This window comes from Citrobacter sp. L55 (assembly GCF_002850715.1).
Taxonomy (GTDB): Bacteria; Pseudomonadota; Gammaproteobacteria; order Enterobacterales; family Enterobacteriaceae; genus Citrobacter; species Citrobacter braakii.
The window spans coordinates 163,438-182,631 of record NZ_KZ559406.1 but is presented as its reverse complement, the minus strand read 5'-3'; the positions used below and the strand labels follow the sequence as shown (position 1 = coordinate 182,631).

Genomic DNA, 19,194 nt, shown 5'->3' with positions numbered 1-19,194 from the left:
TGCGTCATCTTTTTTATGCTGCGAAGTTCTTCGCAACAAATTCCCAGTTCACCAGCGCCCAGAAGTTTTCCAGGTAGCCAGGACGGGCATTGCGATAATCGATGTAGTAGGCGTGTTCCCATACGTCAACGGTCATCAGCGGCGTCGCGTCGGTGGTCAGCGGTGTACCTGCATTGGAGGTGGAAACGATAGCCAGTTTGCCATCCGTTCCTTTTACCAGCCAGGTCCAGCCAGAACCGAAGTTTTTAATAGCGGCATCGGTGAACTGCGCTTTGAAATCCGCAAAGCTGCCAAAGGAGGCGGCAATTGCTTCGGCCAGTTTACCGGTAGGTTCGCCACCTGCGTTCGGTGCCAGGCAGTTCCAGTAGAACGTGTGGTTCCATACCTGTGCTGCGTTATTGAATACACCGCCTTCAGAGCTACGTACGATCTCTTCCAGTGATTTGCCTTCAAACGCCGTGCCTTTAATCAGGTTGTTCAGATTAGTCACGTAAGTTTGATGGTGTTTGCCATAGTGATATTCCAGCGTTTCGGCAGAAATGTGCGGTGCCAGAGCATCTTTGGCATACGGTAATGCAGGTAATTCAAACGACATTGCTTCTCTCCTTATTATTTGTATTGAGTACACACAATAGCCTCATTGTGAGTAAGGATAGGGTAGCAAATTGAAAGGTTATGCAAAAGAAGAACTTACCCTACAGCAGGTACTGTAGGGTAAGTTTTTAACGAATTGTTTTTGGCGTCATTACCCGACGAGCGCCCACATAGTGGCGCTGCCAGTAATCTTCACTCAGAGAGGTGATTTGAATTTCCTGGCCGCTGCGCGGTGACTGAATAAACTTACCGTTGCCAACATAAACGCCAACGTGATCGGCAGTTCCACGCCCCTGGGTACGGAAAAATACCAGATCGCCATTTTTCAGTTCGCCACGTTCAATCGGCGCAGCATCGCGCAGATGATACATTTCGTTCGCTGTACGTGGAATGCGGAATTTCACCAGATCTTTATAGGCGTAATAGACCAGACCGCTGCAGTCAAACCCGGTTCTTGGTGAGGTGCCGCCCCAGCGATAAGGCTTGCCGATTTGGTTCATCAGCGTGGACATGGCGGTTTTAGTGGCTTTCTGCACTTTCACTTTATGCGCGTCAGCCAGCGTCGTTGGTGCGGTGGTTTTCACTTTTACACAGCGCGGCTTATGACCTTTGCGCGGCGTGCATTTTTCAGTCCAGGTAACGGCAGCGGTTTGTGCTGCGGTGTTTTTACCACGACGGTTTGCCGTTTTAGTCGACTTTGCCGGAGCGGCAGTGCGATGTTTAGAAGAGGAAGCGGTTTTGGTGCTGGTTTTGCTGGTGGTTTTTGTCGCCGTTTTCTTGCTGGTTTTTGTTATTTTTTGGCTGGTTGTTGCGCTTTTCTTTTTATCTACCGTTTTGATGGTGTGGGAATGGGTAGGTGTCGTCCTGGCCTGCTTGGAAGCATGAGCCATGGGCGTAAAGGGCAGTGTAGTAAAAAGTAAAGCACAGAGCGTGATCGAGATTCGGTTTATCCGCGCCACTGAGCAATCCTCTGGTAAGGCAGGTCTATCATGCCTGCGTGTGATTTTCAAAACTTGATGATTCTAATCTATAGAAAGAGGGAAAGTTAATAGCTTTTTTGTTTAAAACTACGTTTCGTAACCGACCGCAAAAAAAATCAGCAATTAAAGTTGGCGTTGGTGAACGAATAATCAAATCCACAGGCTTTAAAGGGATAAGTGAGATTGTGAATGCAACTTTTGGCGTCAGGGGATAAAATAATAACGCGTAATGAAAATGTTATTTTCCGTTGCCTGTCTGACCCGCTACAATGTCAGACTACTGCCGTAAAAGAAGTTTAAGGAAGCAAGATAATGAGCACCACTATCGAAAAAATCCAGCGCCAGATCGCTGAAAACCCGATTCTCCTGTACATGAAAGGTTCCCCTAAACTGCCAAGCTGCGGTTTCTCCGCTCAGGCTGTGCAGGCGCTGTCCGCCTGTGGTGAACGCTTTGCTTATGTTGATATTCTGCAGAACCCGGATATTCGCGCCGAGCTGCCGAAATACGCAAACTGGCCAACCTTCCCGCAGCTGTGGGTTGATGGCGAGCTGGTTGGCGGCTGTGACATTTTGATCGAAATGTACCAGCGCGGTGAGTTGCAGCAGCTGATTAAAGAAACAGCGGCGAAATACAAAACCGAAGAGCCGGACGCTGAATAATATCAGCGTAAATAAAAAAGCGACCTCGTGATGGTCGCTTTTTTTATCGGTCCGTTATGCCTCTTCAGGTACGGGAAGAGGCCAGCCGCCGAGACGTTTCCAGCGGTTAACAATTTCGCAAAACAGCACGGCCGTCCGTTCGGTGTCATACAGCGCCGAGTGCGCCTGAGTCCCGTCAAATTCCATTCCCGCCGCCAGGCACGCTTTCGACAACACAGTTTGCCCCAGAGACAGGCCGCTTAAGGCCGCAGTATCAAAGGTGACGAACGGATGAAATGGATTACGTTTGAGCGAGGCGCGTTCTGCTGCGGCCATCATAAAACTGTGGTCGAACGTAGCGTTATGCGCCACCATGATCGCCCGATTGCAGCCGCTGTCTTTAATCCCTTTACGCACCATTTTGAAGATGGCATGCAGAGCGTCATATTCGCTGACCGCGCCGCGTAGCGGATTGTTAGGCTCAATTCCGTTAAAGGCGAGGGCTTCCGGCTGCAAATTCGCGCCTTCAAATGGCTCTACGTGGAAATGTAACGTCGTGTCCGGCATCAGCCAGCCTTGTTCATCCATTTTCAGTGTGATGGCTGCGATCTCAAGCAGCGCATCGGTTTTGGCATTGAACCCTGCGGTTTCGACATCAATGACGACAGGATAAAAACCACGAAAACGGTCACACAGACCGGAAAGTTGAGCGTTATCGGACATCTGGGTCTCTTAATACGGGAAAATTGCAGCGCGTATTATGGCAAAATGATGAGTATAAAACTACGGGCACAGACGATCTGCGCCCGTGGGGAGGTTAGTCGCCCAGGCCGCGCCCGGCGTCTTTCTCTTCGATCAGTTCAATTTTGTAACCGTCTGGATCTTCAACGAACGCGATTACGGTGGTGCCGCCTTTTACCGGACCGGCTTCACGCGTGACGTTACCGCCATTCTGACGAATACGTTCACAGGCTTCGGCTGCGTTGTCTACGCTCAGGGCGATATGGCCGTAGGCAGTGCCCAGCTCATACTTGTCGACACCCCAGTTATAGGTCAGTTCGATCACGGCTTCGCTGGTTTCAGGGCCGTAGCCGACAAAGGCCAGGGAGTATTTGTATTCAGGGTTTTCGCTGGTACGCAGCAGCTTCATGCCCAGCACGTTGGTATAAAACTCGATGGAACGCTGCAGGTTACCCACGCGCAGCATGGTATGAAGTAAACGCATCTTTTTCCCCTTCGAAAATGGCTAATACATTCAAAATGTTGTTTTAGTATAGCGGCGTTGTTACGCCGCTATCAATGGCAGAACGGAGTTTGTGACGTTAGAGGGTAGGATAATCGGTGTAACCTTCCGCGCCGCCGCCGTAGAAGCTTTCGGCACGTTGCGGATTCAGCTCCGCTTTACGCTGCAGGCGCGCAACCAGATCCGGGTTAGCGATATAGGCGCGACCAAAAGCAACGGCGTCGATCAGGCCCTTCTCGATCAGTGCTTCTGCTTTTTCAGGTGTGTAGGCACCCGCACCAATGATCGGACCGTGGAAACGTGCACGAACTTTTTCGCGAAACGCATCGGAATACGGCTCGCCGCCAGCCCAGTCCGGCTCAGACATATGCAGGTAAGCGATTCCGCGCTTGCCCAGTTGTTCAATCAGATACAGCGCATCGGCTTCTTCGTTCGGGCCGTTGTCAACGTTCTGGAATGAACCAATCGGAGAGACGCGAATACCAATGCGGTCGGCACCCCATTCTTTAATACCGGCATCGACAACTTCCAGCACCAGACGTGCACGATTTTCGACGCTGCCGCCGTATTGATCGGTACGCTGGTTAGACGTTGGCGACAGGAACTGGTGCAGCAGATAGCCGTGAGCGGAGTGCAGTTCAACCATGTCGAAACCCGCTTCGCGCGCGTTGGCAATCGCCTGACGGAAGTCATTAACGATGCCGGGAATTTCTTCAGTTTCGAGCGCACGCGGCATTGAGGTATCCGCACGCGTTGCCAGACCATTTTCATCACGAAGCGAGGTCCGGGTACCGGCGCTAATCGCGGAAGGTGCGACCGGTGCCTGACCGTTGGGCTGCAGACTGGCGTGAGAGATGCGCCCGGTATGCCACAACTGGACCGCAATATGACCTTGCTCCGCATGTACGGCAGCGGTGATTTTTTTCCATGCGGCAATTTGCGCTTCGCTGTGTAAGCCGGGTGCCCCCGCATAGCCTTTCGCCTGCGCGGAAATCTGTGTAGCTTCACTGATGATAAGACCCGCGCTGGCGCGTTGACGGTAATACTCGGCCATCAGCGGAGTAGGGATGTCGCCAGGCTCAATGCTGCGCAGACGCGTCAGTGGCGCCATGAATACGCGGTTTGCTGCCGTAATAGCACCCACTTTCAGTGGGGAAAAAAGTTTTTCAGATGACATATGGCACTCCTGAATAGACCGGTCGTCTAGTAATAAAAGAAATAAAAACGCCTGTTAAACGGCAGGCGTAGTAATGATGGTTTTAACGTGCGCCAGCGCATTTTCCAGCGGGGTGGCGCTACGAGAAATCTTGGCCTGCAGGTTGGCGCCCAGCCACAGAGCATACAATACCTGCGCCTGTTGTAACGGCTCGCCAACAAAGGACAGACAATGATTTGCCTGACCTTTCTCCAGCGCCTGCGCTAACAGCGCAATAATGTGCCGCGCGCCTTTATCCATCGCCGTGCGCATATCTTCTGACAGATCGCACACTTCGGCGGACAGTTTTACGGTTAAACAACCGCTGATAATGCCGTGCTGGCTAAACTGGTTCAGTGTTTCCTGATAGTAGGCCAGAATGCGGTCGCGATAGTTTCCTGCCCCCGTATCAAAGTGCGTAGCCAGTCGCTGATGATAGGCCGCATAGTGGCGTTCCAGCATCGCAACACCGAACGCTTCTTTAGAGCGAAAATAGTGATAAAACGAACCTTTGGGGACTTCAGCGGTTTTCAGTAGTTCGCTTAAGCCCATACCGGTGAAACCGCGCTGCATGCACAGCAGTTCGCCAGTCGCCAGCAGATGTTCGCGTGTATCGTGTTCAGTGATTTTGTTCATGGAAAGGAGTGTAATAGACCAGTCGGTCTAATGCAATAGCGCTTGCGAGAAATTCAGTTAACGTCTTCAATAGGTATATCAATCTTACGAAAGGAGGGGATGTGGCCGAACAGCTGGAGTTTTTCCCCGTCCAGAGCCCATGCCGTGGAATATGTCAGTCTGACGAGCGCGGTTTTTGCCGCGGCTGTTTTCGCAGTCGGGATGAGCGTTTTAACTGGCAAAAGATGACCGATGCCGAAAAGCAGGAAGTGCTACGGCTTTGTCGTCAGCGCCTGATGCGTAAATTACGAGCAAACAAAGCCAACCCTTCGGAAGAACCGCAACAACCTTCACTCTTTTAAAAGCGTAATTGCGTATACTCGATGCACATTCACTTATAAGGAAGCTGCTATGGTTCAGCGTATTACTATTGCGCCGCAAGGTCCGGAATTTTCTCGCTTTGTAATGGGGTATTGGCGCCTGATGGACTGGAATATGTCCGCGCGCCAGCTAGTCAGCTTTATTGAAGAACATCTGGATCTGGGTGTTACCACCGTCGATCACGCCGATATTTACGGCGGATACCAGTGTGAAGCGGCGTTTGGTGAGGCACTGAGGCTGGCTCCGCATCTGCGTGAAAAAATGCAGATTGTTACCAAGTGCGGGATCGCCACGACGGCACGCACGGAAAATGCGCTGGGTCATTACATTACCGACAGCGCGCATATCATTGCCAGTGCGGAAGCATCGTTGAAGTTACTGGCGACCGATCATATTGATTTGCTGCTCATCCACCGTCCCGATCCGCTCATGGATGCGGACGACGTAGCCGACGCGTTCAAAAAATTGCACCATAGCGGAAAAGTGCGTCACTTTGGCGTATCTAACTTCACCCCGGCACAGTTCTCACTGCTGCAATCGCGTCTGCCGTTCACGCTGGCGACTAACCAGGTTGAGATCTCACCGGTACATCAGCCGCTCCTGCTGGATGGTACTTTAGATCAACTGCAACAACTGCGCATTCGTCCGATGGCCTGGTCCTGCCTCGGCGGTGGTCGTCTGTTTAATGACGATGCGTTCCAGCCATTACGTAATGAACTTGCCACAATCGCAGAAGAGTTAAACGCGCAGTCCATTGAGCAGGTGGTGTACGCCTGGATTTTACGTCTGCCGTCTCAGCCGCTGCCGATTATTGGCTCAGGGAAGATAGAGCGTGTACGCGCCGCCGTTGAGTCTGAGTCATTGAACATGTCTCGCCAGCAGTGGTTCCGTATTCGCAAAGCCGCGCTGGGTTACGACGTACCGTAATCGCGTTTTTGACGCTTCTCCGTTCAAATTTGTGTCACTGGTTTACACTTATCAATCAGACACCTTTTGGACGGAGGTCTTATGAAGCGTTTGAGTTTGGCCATTATTACTCTACTCGCCTGTGCAGGTGCGCAGGCTGCCAGTGAAGAAAAAGTGATGATGAATCTGGTAACGTCGCAAGGCGTCGGCCAGGCGATTGGTACGGTCACTATTGCTGAAACCGGGAAAGGGCTGGAGTTTACGCCCGATCTGAAAGCGCTGCCGCCGGGTGAACATGGCTTCCATGTCCATGCGAATGGCAGTTGCCAACCGGCGATTAAAGAAGGAAAAGCCTCAGCCGCGGAATCGGCTGGAGGCCATTATGATCCGCACCAAACCGGCAAGCACGAAGGTCCGGAAGGCGCAGGCCACATGGGCGACCTGCCTCTGCTGGTGGTGAATAACGACGGTAACGCCACAACACCGGTCATTGCGCCGCGGCTGAAAACGCTCGATGAGGTTAAAGGCAAAGCGCTGATGATCCATGTCGGTGGCGATAATATGTCCGATCAACCAAAACCGCTTGGCGGTGGTGGAGCGCGCTACGCCTGTGGCGTTATTAAATAATCAATTGCCTAGCGTACCCGGCGGAGGCGCCTGTTCGAGCTGAGAAAGCGAGCAGTGTAGTCGCCAGATAAGCGCCGACAGTTCTTGCGCCGCAGGTTGATGATGGTGGGCGAGCGTGTCGCAAATACGCTGTAGCTCACTCAGCGTGGCATTCAGCGGCCGTTGCTGAACGCCGCGCTCACTCATTACGTCGCGAAGCAGCGATATACACACGTCTCTGACGCGAGCCAGAGGATCTGAACGCACCTCCCAGGTGCGCAGTTGCCACACCACGTGCGAGCAGTTCAGCAAGACAACCCCCCAACGCAATAGCCAGCGTCGCGCCAGGGCATCCTGACTGTTGCTGAGCTGGCTGACGTGATGATAGGTCAGCGACTCAAATTCGTTTTCACTGAGCGAGGGATGTCGGCTGAGCTGATCGACAAAATCCCGGCGCAGGGCGCGAATATGGCGGCGACCTTTCCGCGCATCCGATCCAGGCCGCAGAATGGCGAATGCCAGCCACGATAGCGCCACGCCGGTGATTTTCGCCATATTGTCATTCAGGAAATCAGCAAAATCATAAACCGGTGGATTAGTCACCGCGATAAACGATCCCATAAACACGATTAGCTGTCCCCAAAGACCCGCCAGCGCGGGCATTTGCAGCTTCAGGAGTTGCATGGTAGCGAGCAGCGGGAAGAGAAACAGAATGAATTGCCAGAGGTCAGAGATTTGCACCATCAGGCCAAACTTAACCACAAAGCTAAACAGCGACAGCAGAACCAGCGTGCGCATCAGCAAAGAAAGCGACTTAAACGGCGTGGCTACGGCGGAATACAGCACGCTGCTGATGGCCGCGAGCGTTAGTGCGCCAGAGCCTGATTCCCATTGCGCGCCAATGCTCCATGCGCCGATAAGCATCAGGGTACAGAACGTACGCAATCCGCTCCAGAGGGCTTCCGCATTATCGGTATGACGGGCAAGTCCTGGCGTGCGGGCGATAGTAATACGCTCGGCGGTAACGCCATTTTCCAGTAAATGCAGATAATGACTGCTGCGTAAGTACAGCCGACAAAAATAACGCAGTCGTTGCCAGAAGGCGACGTGCCGATAGTCGCGCGCATCAAGGGGACGCAGGGGGGCGATAATACGCGCGACGGTGTAGGTGTCGGTATTGGATTTGACCAGCTCGCTGAGCAGTTGTTCGATGATTTCCCGGGTATTAGCCGGGGGATTGGGCCAGTTCAGTAGCATCCTGCGCAGACTGGAGATCACGCTGGTCATACGTAACTGCTGATGCAACAGCGAATTGAGCAACGCATTTTGACGGCGAAAACGGTAGTGACTCCAGAACGCCTGAATACGCAGCAGGTTCATGGTCAGAATCTGACCGATAACACCTTCATGGGCTGTGCGAATTGCATCCGTTGTCTCCGGTTGCCAGAGTAAGCTGGCATGCTCCAGTAAACGCGAATGCATGTTTTTCAGCGCGGTAAGCAATGTGGTGCCATCGGAGGTGCTGGGGAGGATCATCATCATCATGCCGCCGCACAGGATACCGACGATGACCTCGCATACGCGGGCCTGAGCGATATCCCACAACTGCGTAATCTCTATGGTATTGACCATGGGAAAAGCAATGATCGCCGCCGTATAACCGGCCAGTTGAAAGGCGTAGGCGACGTTATTGGTGAAGTGCGCGCAGGCCCAGGTACAAAAACCGATCCACACTGACATGCTCAGCAAAAACAACCACGGCTCATTGAGGGTATGACCGGCAATAATCAACGCGGCGGTGGCACCCAGCAAGCTACCCGCAACACGACCCAGACTTTTGCTGATAACCCCGCCGACGGTGGGAAAGCTGACCACTGCCGCCGAGGTCATCGCCCAGTAGGGCTCATCCAGATTCAGGTAATAGGCGAACGTTAACGCCAGACACATCGCAATGGTATTTCGCAACGCATAACGCCACTGCGCTACCGTGGCTTTAAACCACGGCCAATGGCCTGGCATCAGGTGGGACAGTTTCATTTACGCTGGCCGATAGACACGCTGCAGGTCGTACCAGAAACCAGGGTGACATTCTGCGGCAGAGCGTCGAATTCGATGCGGACCGGAACGCGTTGGGCCAGACGCACCCACGGCACATTGGGTTTGATGTCGGGAATCAGGCCGGAATCGCTTTCCACACTTTGGTCGTAGATGGCGCGACCAATACTGGATACGTGACCCTGTAACTTTATGTTGCCGCTGTAGAGCGTGATAACCGCAGGAGCACCTTCACGAATGTGGCGCAACTTGGTTTCTTCAAAATACCCCATCACATAGAAAGAGTGGCTGTCGACAAGGGCAAACAGGGGCTTACCGGTTGAGGCGTAGTCTCCAGTACGAGTTGAAAGGTTGGTGACCCAGCCCGCTACGGGCGCTTTGACCACCGTCTGCGTCAGTTGCCACTGTGCCTGGCGCAGACTGGCCTCGGCTGCTTCAACGCTGGCCTGCATGGCTTTCACGTTGAGGTTAGCAGTATCCAGATCTTCGGCTGAGATATAATTTTGCGATAAATGACGGCGGCGGTTGGCTTCGTTATTGGCTTTCGCCAGATCGGACTGTGCCTTCGCCAGCTGCGCTTGCGCATTCAGTTCAGCAATGTGAAACGGCGTCTTGTCGATGATAAAAAGGACATCGCCTTTGTTCACAAACTGGTTATCTTTTATATTGAGTTCGCTAATGCTGCCTGAGACCTGCGGCGTGATGCTGACCTGCTCAGCACGCACTTTGCCATCACGTGTCCAGGGCGATTGCATATAGTAATTCCACATCCACCATCCGGCGAAAACTGCGATGGCAGCGACTATAATGGTGGAGAAGTATTTAATGGTTTTAAGCGACATAATCACCACACAATCAGCATTACAAAGGCCAGACATACGCAAAGCGTAAAGAGTGACAGATCCATTAACAGGGGATGCCAGATTTCGCCGGAGTAAATCCAGTCGCGCAGGAGGCGATGAACAACCAGCCAGAGAATAAATCCTGCTACAAACGCCTTGAAAACAGGAGGGAAGTAGACAGATGCTCCGATCATTAAATCTTGTAGGGGCAATCCTGTTGCATTAAACATAAACTTCACGGGCAAAATCCTTGGCGGAAGAGAGCATTGCTATAGGTTTAGCAAAAAAGAGACAATGAGTCTCTGTAACGCATAATGTCTGAAAAAATGTCAGCCGGTAAGCAAATTTGGCAATACATTTGTTTTGGGAATACAAATGCTGCACACTATTCTAAAATCAGCATAATAACTTAGCAAGCTAATTATAAGGAGATGAAATTGGAATCGCCATTAGGTTCTGATCTGGCACGGTTGGTGCGCATTTGGCGTGCTCTGATTGACCATCGCCTGAAACCTCTGGAGTTGACGCAGACGCATTGGGTTACGCTGCACAACATTCATCAATTGCCGCCTGATCAATCGCAGATTCAGTTGGCTAAAGCGATTGGCATCGAGCAGCCTTCGTTGGTACGCACGCTTGACCAGCTGGAAGAAAAGGGACTCATTTCACGACAGACTTGCGCCAGCGATCGTCGGGCTAAGAGAATTAAACTGACAGAAAAAGCAGAGCCGCTGATTGCAGATATGGAAGCGGTTATCAACAAGACGCGTGGAGAAATTTTGGAAGGGATTTCAGCTGAGGAAATTGATCTGCTGATTAAACTGGTCGCCAGACTGGAACACAATATTATTGAACTACAGTCACAGGGCTGAAACGATAAGATGACGTGTGGCCAGAGCCTGACCACACGTGAATTCGATTAGCGTGGAGACACGGTAACCTGGCTGCCGTTGTTAGCCATAACAACGCGCTGGCCAGCTGAGAACTTGGTCGCACCCTGTTTCTGAACCACCATGATGGTATTACCGTCGTCCTTACGGATTTCCAGTTCTACACCCTGGGTTTTATTCATCGCACCTTGTACGCCTTGACCCGCTACGCCACCGGCAACTGCGCCAGCCGCTGTGGCTAATGAACGACCCGTACCGCCGCCGACGGTGTTACCCAGGAACCCGCCGAGTACCGCACCACCAATGGCGCCAATCACGTTTGCGTCATCGCCACCCTGGATTTGCACCGGACGAACATGAACAATTGTACCGTAGGTAACGTTCTGAACTTGTTTCGCTTCGGATGCCGTGTATACGTCGCCTGAAAGGCTATCATTGTTAACGCAGCCCGCCAAAGATACACCCATTAATGCAACAGTCAGCACACGTTTAATCATTTACAAATCTCCTTTAACACCACGAAACGCTAATAAAGCACCCTTCATGGCTAAATTATATGGCACTTGTGAGCCTAAGGTCACATGTTCTACTGGAACAATATGAAAATCTTAACCGAAATCGGATATACCGAGTATAAACGAATCATTCATATAATTGATGTAATAAAGCGTCCATTGTAATGATTAGCCCTCAAAAATCATTAAGGAAGCATGGCATTAGTCGGCACTTTATGGTTGAGTGTCAAGGCTAATTTGCTTAAAAGGATGACATATGAAATCGGGCCGTTTTATCGGTGTAATGTCTGGAACCAGCCTTGATGGTGTCGATGTTGTGCTGGCGACAATAGATGAAACGATGGTTGCGCAACAGGCGAGTCTGACCTGGCCTATTCCTCTCCATATAAAGCAGGCGATCCTGGATATCTGCCAGGGGCAGCAGCTTACGCTATCGCAGTTTGGCCAACTTGACGCACAGCTCGGTTATCTGTTTGCCGAGGCTGTGAATGCGCTGTTGGCACAGGAAAAATTGAAACCGCATGAGATCGTTGCGATTGGCTGTCATGGGCAAACCGTGTGGCATGAACCGACGGGAATCGCGCCGCACACGCTGCAAATTGGCGACAACAATCAAATCGTCGCGCGTACCGGGATAACGGTGATCGGCGATTTTCGTCGCCGCGATATCGCTCTCGGCGGACAGGGCGCGCCGTTGGTTCCCGCTTTTCATCAGGCGCTGTTGGCTCATCCAACGGAGCGGCGGATGGTGCTAAACATTGGCGGAATTGCCAATCTGTCTCTGCTTACCCCACAGCAACCCGTTCGCGGTTACGATACCGGGCCGGGCAATATGCTGATGGATGCCTGGATCTGGCGGCAATGCGGCCAACCCTATGACAAAGATGCGCAGTGGGCCACATCGGGAACGGTGATCCTGCCTTTACTGCAAAATATGCTTAACGATCCTTATTTTTCTGCGCCTGCGCCGAAAAGCACTGGCCGCGAGTATTTCAATTATGGCTGGATAGAACGTCATATGGCGCAGTTCCCGGGAATAAGCCCGCGGGATGTGCAGGCGACGCTTGCCGAACTGACGGCCGTGACCATTTCCGAGCAGGTCTTGCTAAGCGGAGGCTGTGAACGGCTAATGGTATGCGGCGGCGGCAGCCGTAATCCGCTGCTGATGATGCGTCTGGCGGCGTTATTGCCAGGGACAGAGGTCACTTCAACCGATGAGGCTGGGATCAGCGGCGATGATATGGAGGCCCTGGCTTTTGCCTGGCTGGCGTGGCGAACGCTGGCGGGATTACCGGGAAATCTGCCTTCCGTGACCGGCGCATCAGAACCGAGCGTTTTAGGGGCGATTTATCCCGCTAACCCACGAACTCAGAGTTAACTGAAATTATTCAGCGCCATATGTCGATAAACTAGGGATATTAGGGAGGGTGCCATTACCCTCCAGGACCAGGAAAGTCTTCAGGATATGGCTATGAAAAAACTGTTGTTAGTGTGTCTGCCGGTACTGCTTAGCGGGTGCAGCGTGTACAACCAATTTGTCGAGCGTATGCAAACGGATACCCTCGAATACCGCTGTGACGAAAAACCGCTTACCGTGAAGCTGAACAATACCCGTCAGATGGCGAGTTTTGTTTATGATAATCAGCTATTGAACCTCAAACAGGGCGTGTCGGCATCAGGTGCTCGCTATACCGATGGTATTTACGTCTTCTGGTCTAAAGGCGATGAGGCAACGGTCTATAAACGAGACAGAATTGTGCTAAATAACTGTCAGTTACAGAACCCGAAGCGTTGAGATTTTCACCTGGGCGGCGCACAATAGCGTCACCCACTGACAATCCGTAGCCAACATCATGTCTGATAACGACGAATTGCAGCAAATCGCGCATTTGCGCCGTGAATACACGAAAGGCGGTCTCCGCCGCCGCGATCTTCCCGCCGAGCCCCTTGCGCTGTTCGAGCGCTGGCTGGGGCAAGCCTGTGACGCCAAACTGGCCGATCCCACAGCGATGGTCGTTGCTACCGTCGATGAAAACGGTCAGCCTTATCAGCGTATCGTGTTGCTCAAACATTATGATGACAAAGGGCTGGTGTTCTATACCAACCTCGGTAGCCGTAAGGCACATCAGATTGAGAAAAACCCACGCATCAGCCTCCTGTTTCCCTGGCATACGCTGGAACGGCAGGTGATGGTGATCGGCAAGGCTGAGCGCCTATCCACGCTGGAAGTGGTGAAATACTTCCACAGTCGCCCACGTGATAGCCAGATTGGTGCCTGGGTCTCTAAGCAATCCAGTCGGATCTCCGCGCGCGGTATTCTGGAAAGCAAATTCCTCGAACTGAAGCAGAAGTTTCAACAAGGGGACGTCCCACTGCCCAGTTTCTGGGGAGGCTTTCGCGTGAGCATTGAGCAGATGGAGTTCTGGCAGGGTGGCGAAAACCGTCTGCACGATCGTTTTTTATACCAACGCGAAGATAACGCGTGGAAAATTGATCGCCTGGCCCCCTAAAGATGCAAAATTCTTGTTTTAAGCGCTGGTGCTGAACAATCCGGCGCTTTATTCTATGTTTCTTTCGCATCAGGCGAAAAGTCGTGTACCGGCTAAGGTGCAGTCGTTTTATACATGGAGATTTTGATGGCAAGCAGTAACTTGATTAAACAATTGCAAGAGCGGGGGCTGGTGGCCCAGGTGACGGACGAGGAAGCGTTAGCAGAGCGACTGGCGCAAGGCCCGATCGCGCTCTATTGCGGCTTCGATCCTACCGCTGACAGCTTGCATTTGGGGCATCTGGTTCCATTGTTATGCCTGAAACGCTTCCAGCAGGCAGGCCATAAACCTGTCGCACTGGTGGGCGGCGCAACCGGTCTGATTGGTGACCCGAGCTTTAAAGCCGCTGAGCGTAAACTGAATACCGAAGACACCGTGCAGGAGTGGGTGGATAAAATCCGCAAACAGGTTGCGCCGTTCCTCGATTTCGACTGTGGCGACAACTCGGCGATTGCTGCGAACAACTATGACTGGTTTGGCAGTATGAATGTACTGACTTTCCTGCGTGATATCGGCAAACACTTCTCCGTTAACCAGATGATCAACAAAGAAGCGGTGAAGCAGCGTCTGAACCGTGACGATCAGGGGATCTCTTTTACCGAGTTTTCTTACAACCTGCTGCAGGGTTATGACTTTGCCTGCCTGAACAAACTGCACGGTGTTGCGCTGCAGATTGGCGGTTCTGACCAGTGGGGCAACATTACTTCGGGTATCGATTTGACCCGTCGCCTGCACCAGAACCAGGTGTTTGGTCTGACCGTTCCGTTGATCACTAAAGCTGACGGTACGAAATTCGGTAAGACGGAAGGCGGCGCTGTGTGGCTGGATCCGAAGAAAACCAGTCCGTACAAATTCTACCAGTTCTGGATTAACACCGCCGATGCGGATGTTTATCGCTTCCTGAAATTCTTCACCTTCATGGACATTGAAGAGATCAATGCGCTGGAAGAAGAAGATAAAAATAGCGGTAAAGCGCCGCGCGCCCAGTATGTTCTGGCTGAGCAAGTAACGCGTCTGGTTCACGGCGAAGAAGGTCTGGTAGCGGCAAAACGTATTACCGAAAGCTTGTTCAACGGTAATCTGAGCGATTTGAGCGAAGCGGATTTCGAACAGCTGGCGCAGGATGGCGTGCCGATGATCGAGATGGACAAAGGTGCCGATCTGATGCAGGCGCTGGTGGACTCCGAGCTGCAACCTTCTCGCGGCCAGGCACGTAAGACTATCGCGTCTAATGCCGTGACCATCAATGGTGAGAAGCAATCCGATCCGGAATATTTCTTCCAGGAGAGTGATATCCTGTTCGGGCGCTACACCTTACTGCGCCGTGGCAAGAAGAACTATTGTCTGATTTGCTGGAAGTAAGATTTAGTTAGCAGGGGCGTGGGAAACTACGCCCCTTTATTTTTTCAGGGTTGTGGTAAGTAAAATGAAGAATATCCTCGCCATCCAGTCCCACGTTGTTTTTGGTCATGCGGGCAACAGTGCAGCAGAATTTCCAATGCGTCGTCTTGGCGCAAATGTCTGGCCGCTGAATACCGTTCAGTTTTCTAACCACACACAGTACGGCAAATGGACCGGTTGCGTTATGCCGCCGAGTCATCTGACTGACATTGTCCAGGGCATTGCCGATATCGATAAACTCCAGACTTGTGACGCAGTACTGAGCGGCTATCTTGGCTCGGCTGAACAGGGCGAGCATATTCTGGGTATTGTACGCAAAGTAAAAGCGGCCAATCCGCAGGCGAAATATTTTTGTGACCCGGTGATGGGCCATCCGGAAAAAGGGTGTATCGTCGCGCCGGGCGTAGCGGAGTTTCATGTGCGCCATGCGCTTCCGGCCAGCGATATTATCGCCCCGAATTTAGTTGAGCTCGAAATTCTGTGCGAGCATCCGGTGAACAATGTCAATGAGGCCGTGGCGGCAGCGCGTGAGCTCATCGCTCAGGGACCAGAAATTGTGCTGGTGAAGCATCTGGCTCGCGCGGGTATCAGCGCAGATCGTTTCGAGATGCTGTTAGTTACTGCTGAACAGGCGTGGCATATCAGCCGACCGTTAGTCGATTTTGGCGCCCGTCAACCGGTTGGCGTGGGGGATGTCACCAGCGGCTTGTTGTTGGTTAAACTGCTGCAGGGCGCGTCTTTACAGCAGGCGTTGGAGCACGTGACAGCTGCGGTGTACGAAGTGATGATTGCCACCAAAAAAATGCACGAGTATGAGCTGCAGGTCGTGGCTGCGCAGGATTGTATCGCGACGCCTGAACACTACTTCAGCGCGACGCAGCTATAACCAATGCCCGATGGCGCTCACGCTTATCGGGCCTGCGTTTGGCTGTAGGCCGGGTAAGCGCAAGCGCTACCCGGCAACAACAATTAATTTAACCCTTCTGCTTTCAACGCCGCGGCAACCGCCGGACGTTCCGCCATACGCGCCATATACGCATCGATATTGCTTAATCCTGCCATATTCAGCTTAACCGCATACGCCCAACGCAGCACGGTGAACAGATAGGCGTCCGCAATGCTGAAGCGCGAACCGCAGATCCATTGGTTATCTTGCAGCGCGTCGTTCACATACTGCATTTTTTTCTCCAGCAGCGCGCGAACGGTTGGCTTGAAGTCTTCCGGCGTATCGGGACGGAACAGTGGGGTAAAGCCTTTATGCAGTTCTGTCGCGATGTAGTTAAGCCATTCAATGGTTTTGTAACGGGAGAGGCTGCTGGTCGGGGCAAGGAGTTGACGGTCTGGAACGGTGTCCGCCAGGTATTGCATGATGGCGACGCCTTCGGTCAGTAGCGTACCGTCATCCAGCAGCAGCGCGGGAACTTGCCCTTTTGGGTTTACCGCGAAAAAATCATCGCCGTTTTCCAGACGCTTCTTCATCAGATCAACACCATCCAGCGTGAAATCTTTACCGCTCTCACGAAGTGTGATGTGGGAAGCAAGAGAACAAGCGCCCGGTTTGTAGAACAGTTTCATCGGTAACTCCTTTTGGCTGAGGTATATCGTATGGTAGTGCTAGCTCAGGCAAAAAAAAAGCCGCTAACACCAGTTAGCGGCCTGAAAAAGAGTTTCCCTGAGAATTACGCTGTCGCGGCCTTAGAGGCTTTCTCATTGACGTCATCGTCCTGAGTCATACGATTCAGCTTCGGTGCCGTCAGCAGCATCAGAACAGCGATAACAGCCGTAGCAACACCAATCTGCAGGAACACACGACCGTAGACTTCAAGGGACATCAGCGGGTCAGTGACGTTCTCTGGTACAGCCATCATGTTGGCTACGTAACCACCGATGATGTTTGCACCGGCAGTGGTCAGGAACCAGCTACCCATGATGAAGCCCATCAGGCGTTGCGGAACCAGCTGAGCCACCATTGCCAGACCCAGACCGGAGATCATCAGTTCACCGATACTTTGCAGACCGTAGCAGATGATCAGCCAGTTAACGGAAACGATGCCCGCATCGGTAGCGAATTTAGCACCCAGAGGCAGGATCAGGAACGCACCGGAACACAGCACCATACCAATCGCAAACTTGGTTGGCATCGGCAGGGTATCGCCCATCTTGTTATAGATAGCGGCGAGGATTGGGCTACCAATGATGATCCAGAACGGGTTCAGTGCCTGGTACTGCTCAGGTTCGAAAGCAATGCCAAGAATAGAGTGCTCAACGTTACGAATCGCGAAGAAGTTCAGTGAGGTCGGCATCTGGCTGTACAGCACGAAGAAGATAATCGCTTCCAGCATCAGAATGAAGGCGACGATCATTTTACGACGCGCAGCACCGTGCATGGTGAATGCTTCTTTACCGAAGATAAACACGATACCCAGAGCAATGACGCCCAGAACCATACGTGCGATCTGCTGGTTGTGCAGCAACCAGGTTGCAATCGCGATCAGTACCACGACGCCAACAATAGTCAGCAACAGGTTACGGAAGTTGATCGGCTCAAAGTCAGGTTTAGAACCGTACTGTTTAACCCAGCGCTGACAGAATGCGAAGTTAACAACGGTAATCAGCATACCCACGACGCTCAGAGCGAACGCGGTGCTCCAGCCGTAATGCGCAGCCAACCACGGTGTTGCCAGCATAGAGAAGAATGAACCGATGTTGACGGACATGTAGTACATGGTAAATGCACCATCAAGACGCGGGTCATCTTTGGCATAGCAGGTAGAGAGCAGGGATGATGGGTTTGCTTTAAACAGGCCGTTACCGACCGCGATGGCCGCCATGCCCATATAAACGATACCCGCATCGTGACCAGACCATGCTACCAACGCATAACCGATGGCCAGGACAACGGCACCCAGCATAATGACACGTTTTGTACCCAGAACTTTATCACCTAACCAGCCGCCAATGGCAACCAGACCGTACACCAGGGCGCTAAAGGACGAGAAAAGGGTGATGGAATCCGCTTCTGACATACCCAGTTGTTTAACCAGGTAGACGGCCATAATTCCTTGCAGGCCGTAATAACCAAAACGCTCCCACAGCTCAATAGAGAAAATGAGATAGAACGCTTTTGGTTGTTTGAAGGCGTTTAAACTCACGCTTTCTGTTGGTTTATTGTTTGCAGTAGACACTTTTACCTCTTTTTTTACATCCCATATCAACGGGGGTGTTCAGGCACGTGATGAGTCAAGTTCATCCGTCCGATTGTTATAGTGGGAGGGGAAACGGCAAGTAATGTTCACTATCTTGACCATTCAGACAAGTGGTTTGTAATAATCTGTTACATATATCATGACTGGTGAAATCGTCGGGACTGTGAAATGTTATCTAGCGTTAAATTTCTTCATTTGAAAAATGGCAGATTTTTACACGTTTAATCAGGGTAAAAACCGCAATGTGGCGATATGTTCTGCTATTTGCGCTTGAATCCAGTGATATAGGCCATTATCTGAAAAATAGCCAGTGTAATGTTTTGTTTAGAAACTGTTCAGTTAGGTCATCTGATTGTCACTTTAACTAAAAAATAAATATTTTTTAACATTGTGTTATCTGGATGATCTGGATCACGTATAGATAGAAATTTCTTTTACTAAAAAAACGATTAACCTGCTCAGGTGTTAATTAACAAGAATATTGCATTAGATATGCGCGGTTGAACGGCATCATTGTCGGGAAAATAAACTCAGGGGAGTGCATAACTAATCGTTATGTTAGCGAGGGGCGAGCAGT

General features: G+C 51.8%; 21 protein-coding genes and 1 pseudogene. 10 read left to right on the top strand and 12 right to left on the bottom strand.

The window, feature by feature from the left end; translation table 11 throughout:
- Positions 1-13: 13 nt before the first annotated feature.
- Positions 14-595, bottom strand: a complete 582-nt coding sequence (gene sodB / locus B9P82_RS17500) for a superoxide dismutase [Fe] (RefSeq protein WP_016152988.1) — start codon at positions 593-595, stop codon at positions 14-16.
- A gap of 127 nt (positions 596-722) precedes the next feature.
- The gene (locus B9P82_RS17495) at positions 723-1,553 is read right to left on the bottom strand and encodes a C40 family peptidase (protein WP_101700692.1); all 831 of its coding nucleotides are present in this window, start codon (positions 1,551-1,553) and stop codon (positions 723-725) included.
- Positions 1,554-1,886: 333 nt separating this feature from the next.
- On the opposite strand from B9P82_RS17495, the gene grxD reads away from it, so the two are divergent.
- Positions 1,887-2,234 (top strand): monothiol glutaredoxin 4, encoded by a 348-nt coding sequence (gene grxD, locus B9P82_RS17490; RefSeq protein WP_003832760.1) that lies wholly within the window; start codon positions 1,887-1,889, stop codon positions 2,232-2,234.
- A 54-nt stretch (positions 2,235-2,288) separates the two neighbouring features.
- On the opposite strand, the gene rnt is transcribed toward grxD, so the two are convergent.
- The 4 genes from rnt to B9P82_RS17470 form a co-directional block, all read right to left on the bottom strand.
- Entirely contained in the window at positions 2,289-2,936 is a 648-nt protein-coding gene (rnt, locus tag B9P82_RS17485; RefSeq protein ID WP_101700691.1) for a ribonuclease T, read from the bottom strand.
- A gap of 94 nt (positions 2,937-3,030) precedes the next feature.
- Positions 3,031-3,438, bottom strand: a complete 408-nt coding sequence (gene gloA, locus B9P82_RS17480; protein ID WP_046276345.1) for a lactoylglutathione lyase — start codon at positions 3,436-3,438, stop codon at positions 3,031-3,033.
- A 97-nt stretch (positions 3,439-3,535) separates the two neighbouring features.
- On the bottom strand, positions 3,536-4,633 hold the full coding sequence (locus tag B9P82_RS17475) for an alkene reductase (RefSeq protein WP_003029197.1): 1,098 nt from the start codon (positions 4,631-4,633) through the stop codon (positions 3,536-3,538).
- 54 nt (positions 4,634-4,687) lie between these two features.
- Positions 4,688-5,287, bottom strand: coding sequence for a TetR/AcrR family transcriptional regulator (locus B9P82_RS17470; protein ID WP_016152991.1), 600 nt, complete (start codon positions 5,285-5,287; stop codon positions 4,688-4,690).
- A gap of 101 nt (positions 5,288-5,388) precedes the next feature.
- On the opposite strand from B9P82_RS17470, the gene B9P82_RS17465 reads away from it, so the two are divergent.
- From B9P82_RS17465 to sodC, 3 genes are all read left to right on the top strand, one after another.
- Entirely contained in the window at positions 5,389-5,628 is a 240-nt protein-coding gene (locus B9P82_RS17465) for a DUF1289 domain-containing protein (RefSeq protein ID WP_101700690.1), read from the top strand.
- A gap of 49 nt (positions 5,629-5,677) precedes the next feature.
- Positions 5,678-6,574, top strand: a complete 897-nt coding sequence (locus B9P82_RS17460; RefSeq protein WP_019076729.1) for an aldo/keto reductase — start codon at positions 5,678-5,680, stop codon at positions 6,572-6,574.
- Positions 6,575-6,655: 81 nt separating this feature from the next.
- Positions 6,656-7,180 carry a superoxide dismutase [Cu-Zn] SodC gene (gene sodC, locus B9P82_RS17455; RefSeq protein ID WP_101700689.1) on the top strand — a complete coding sequence of 175 codons (525 nt, stop codon included), beginning with the start codon at positions 6,656-6,658 and terminating at the stop codon, positions 7,178-7,180.
- Here the strand turns inward: sodC and B9P82_RS17450 are convergent.
- The 3 genes and pseudogenes from B9P82_RS17450 to B9P82_RS17440 all read right to left on the bottom strand — a co-directional run bounded on the left by B9P82_RS17450 (position 7,156) and on the right by B9P82_RS17440 (position 10,295).
- Positions 7,156-9,196: pseudogene (locus B9P82_RS17450) on the bottom strand (FUSC family protein). The gene sodC and the pseudogene B9P82_RS17450 sit on opposite strands and share 25 nt — an antisense overlap.
- A complete protein-coding gene (locus tag B9P82_RS17445; protein ID WP_016156431.1) occupies positions 9,193-10,056 on the bottom strand; it encodes an efflux RND transporter periplasmic adaptor subunit in 864 nt (287 codons plus the stop codon). Before B9P82_RS17445 ends, B9P82_RS17450 begins: the two are co-directional and overlap by 4 nt.
- A 2-nt stretch (positions 10,057-10,058) precedes the next feature.
- Positions 10,059-10,295 (bottom strand): DUF1656 domain-containing protein, encoded by a 237-nt coding sequence (locus B9P82_RS17440; protein ID WP_016156432.1) that lies wholly within the window; start codon positions 10,293-10,295, stop codon positions 10,059-10,061.
- A gap of 192 nt (positions 10,296-10,487) precedes the next feature.
- Here B9P82_RS17440 and slyA point away from each other — a divergent pair, with 192 nt between their 5' ends.
- Positions 10,488-10,928 carry a transcriptional regulator SlyA gene (gene slyA, locus B9P82_RS17435; protein WP_019076732.1) on the top strand — a complete coding sequence of 147 codons (441 nt, stop codon included), beginning with the start codon at positions 10,488-10,490 and terminating at the stop codon, positions 10,926-10,928.
- A gap of 47 nt (positions 10,929-10,975) precedes the next feature.
- Here the strand turns inward: slyA and slyB are convergent, their stop codons facing one another.
- Positions 10,976-11,443, bottom strand: coding sequence for an outer membrane lipoprotein SlyB (gene slyB / locus B9P82_RS17430; RefSeq protein WP_016152998.1), 468 nt, complete (start codon positions 11,441-11,443; stop codon positions 10,976-10,978).
- 274 nt (positions 11,444-11,717) lie between these two features.
- Between slyB and anmK the strand changes: the two genes are divergently transcribed.
- The 5 genes from anmK (at position 11,718) to pdxY (ending at position 16,297) form a co-directional block, all read left to right on the top strand.
- Positions 11,718-12,839, top strand: coding sequence for an anhydro-N-acetylmuramic acid kinase (gene anmK / locus B9P82_RS17425; protein WP_101700688.1), 1,122 nt, complete (start codon positions 11,718-11,720; stop codon positions 12,837-12,839).
- 87 nt (positions 12,840-12,926) lie between these two features.
- Entirely contained in the window at positions 12,927-13,256 is a 330-nt protein-coding gene (gene mliC / locus B9P82_RS17420; RefSeq protein WP_085951051.1) for a C-type lysozyme inhibitor, read from the top strand.
- Positions 13,257-13,314: 58 nt separating this feature from the next.
- On the top strand, positions 13,315-13,971 hold the full coding sequence (gene pdxH, locus B9P82_RS17415; RefSeq protein WP_047500532.1) for a pyridoxamine 5'-phosphate oxidase: 657 nt from the start codon (positions 13,315-13,317) through the stop codon (positions 13,969-13,971).
- Between the two features lie 126 nt (positions 13,972-14,097).
- Positions 14,098-15,372 (top strand): tyrosine--tRNA ligase, encoded by a 1,275-nt coding sequence (tyrS, locus tag B9P82_RS17410; RefSeq protein ID WP_003836431.1) that lies wholly within the window; start codon positions 14,098-14,100, stop codon positions 15,370-15,372.
- Between the two features lie 64 nt (positions 15,373-15,436).
- Positions 15,437-16,297 (top strand): pyridoxal kinase PdxY, encoded by an 861-nt coding sequence (gene pdxY, locus B9P82_RS17405; RefSeq protein ID WP_101700687.1) that lies wholly within the window; start codon positions 15,437-15,439, stop codon positions 16,295-16,297.
- Positions 16,298-16,380: 83 nt separating this feature from the next.
- On the opposite strand, the gene gstA is transcribed toward pdxY, so the two are convergent.
- Both gstA and dtpA read right to left on the bottom strand, forming a co-directional pair.
- Positions 16,381-16,986: a glutathione transferase GstA gene (gene gstA / locus B9P82_RS17400; RefSeq protein WP_016153002.1), complete on the bottom strand. Its 606-nt coding sequence runs from the start codon at positions 16,984-16,986 to the stop codon at positions 16,381-16,383.
- Positions 16,987-17,090: 104 nt separating this feature from the next.
- Entirely contained in the window at positions 17,091-18,596 is a 1,506-nt protein-coding gene (gene dtpA / locus B9P82_RS17395) for a dipeptide/tripeptide permease DtpA (protein WP_016153003.1), read from the bottom strand.
- Between the last annotated feature and the right edge of the window lie 598 nt (positions 18,597-19,194).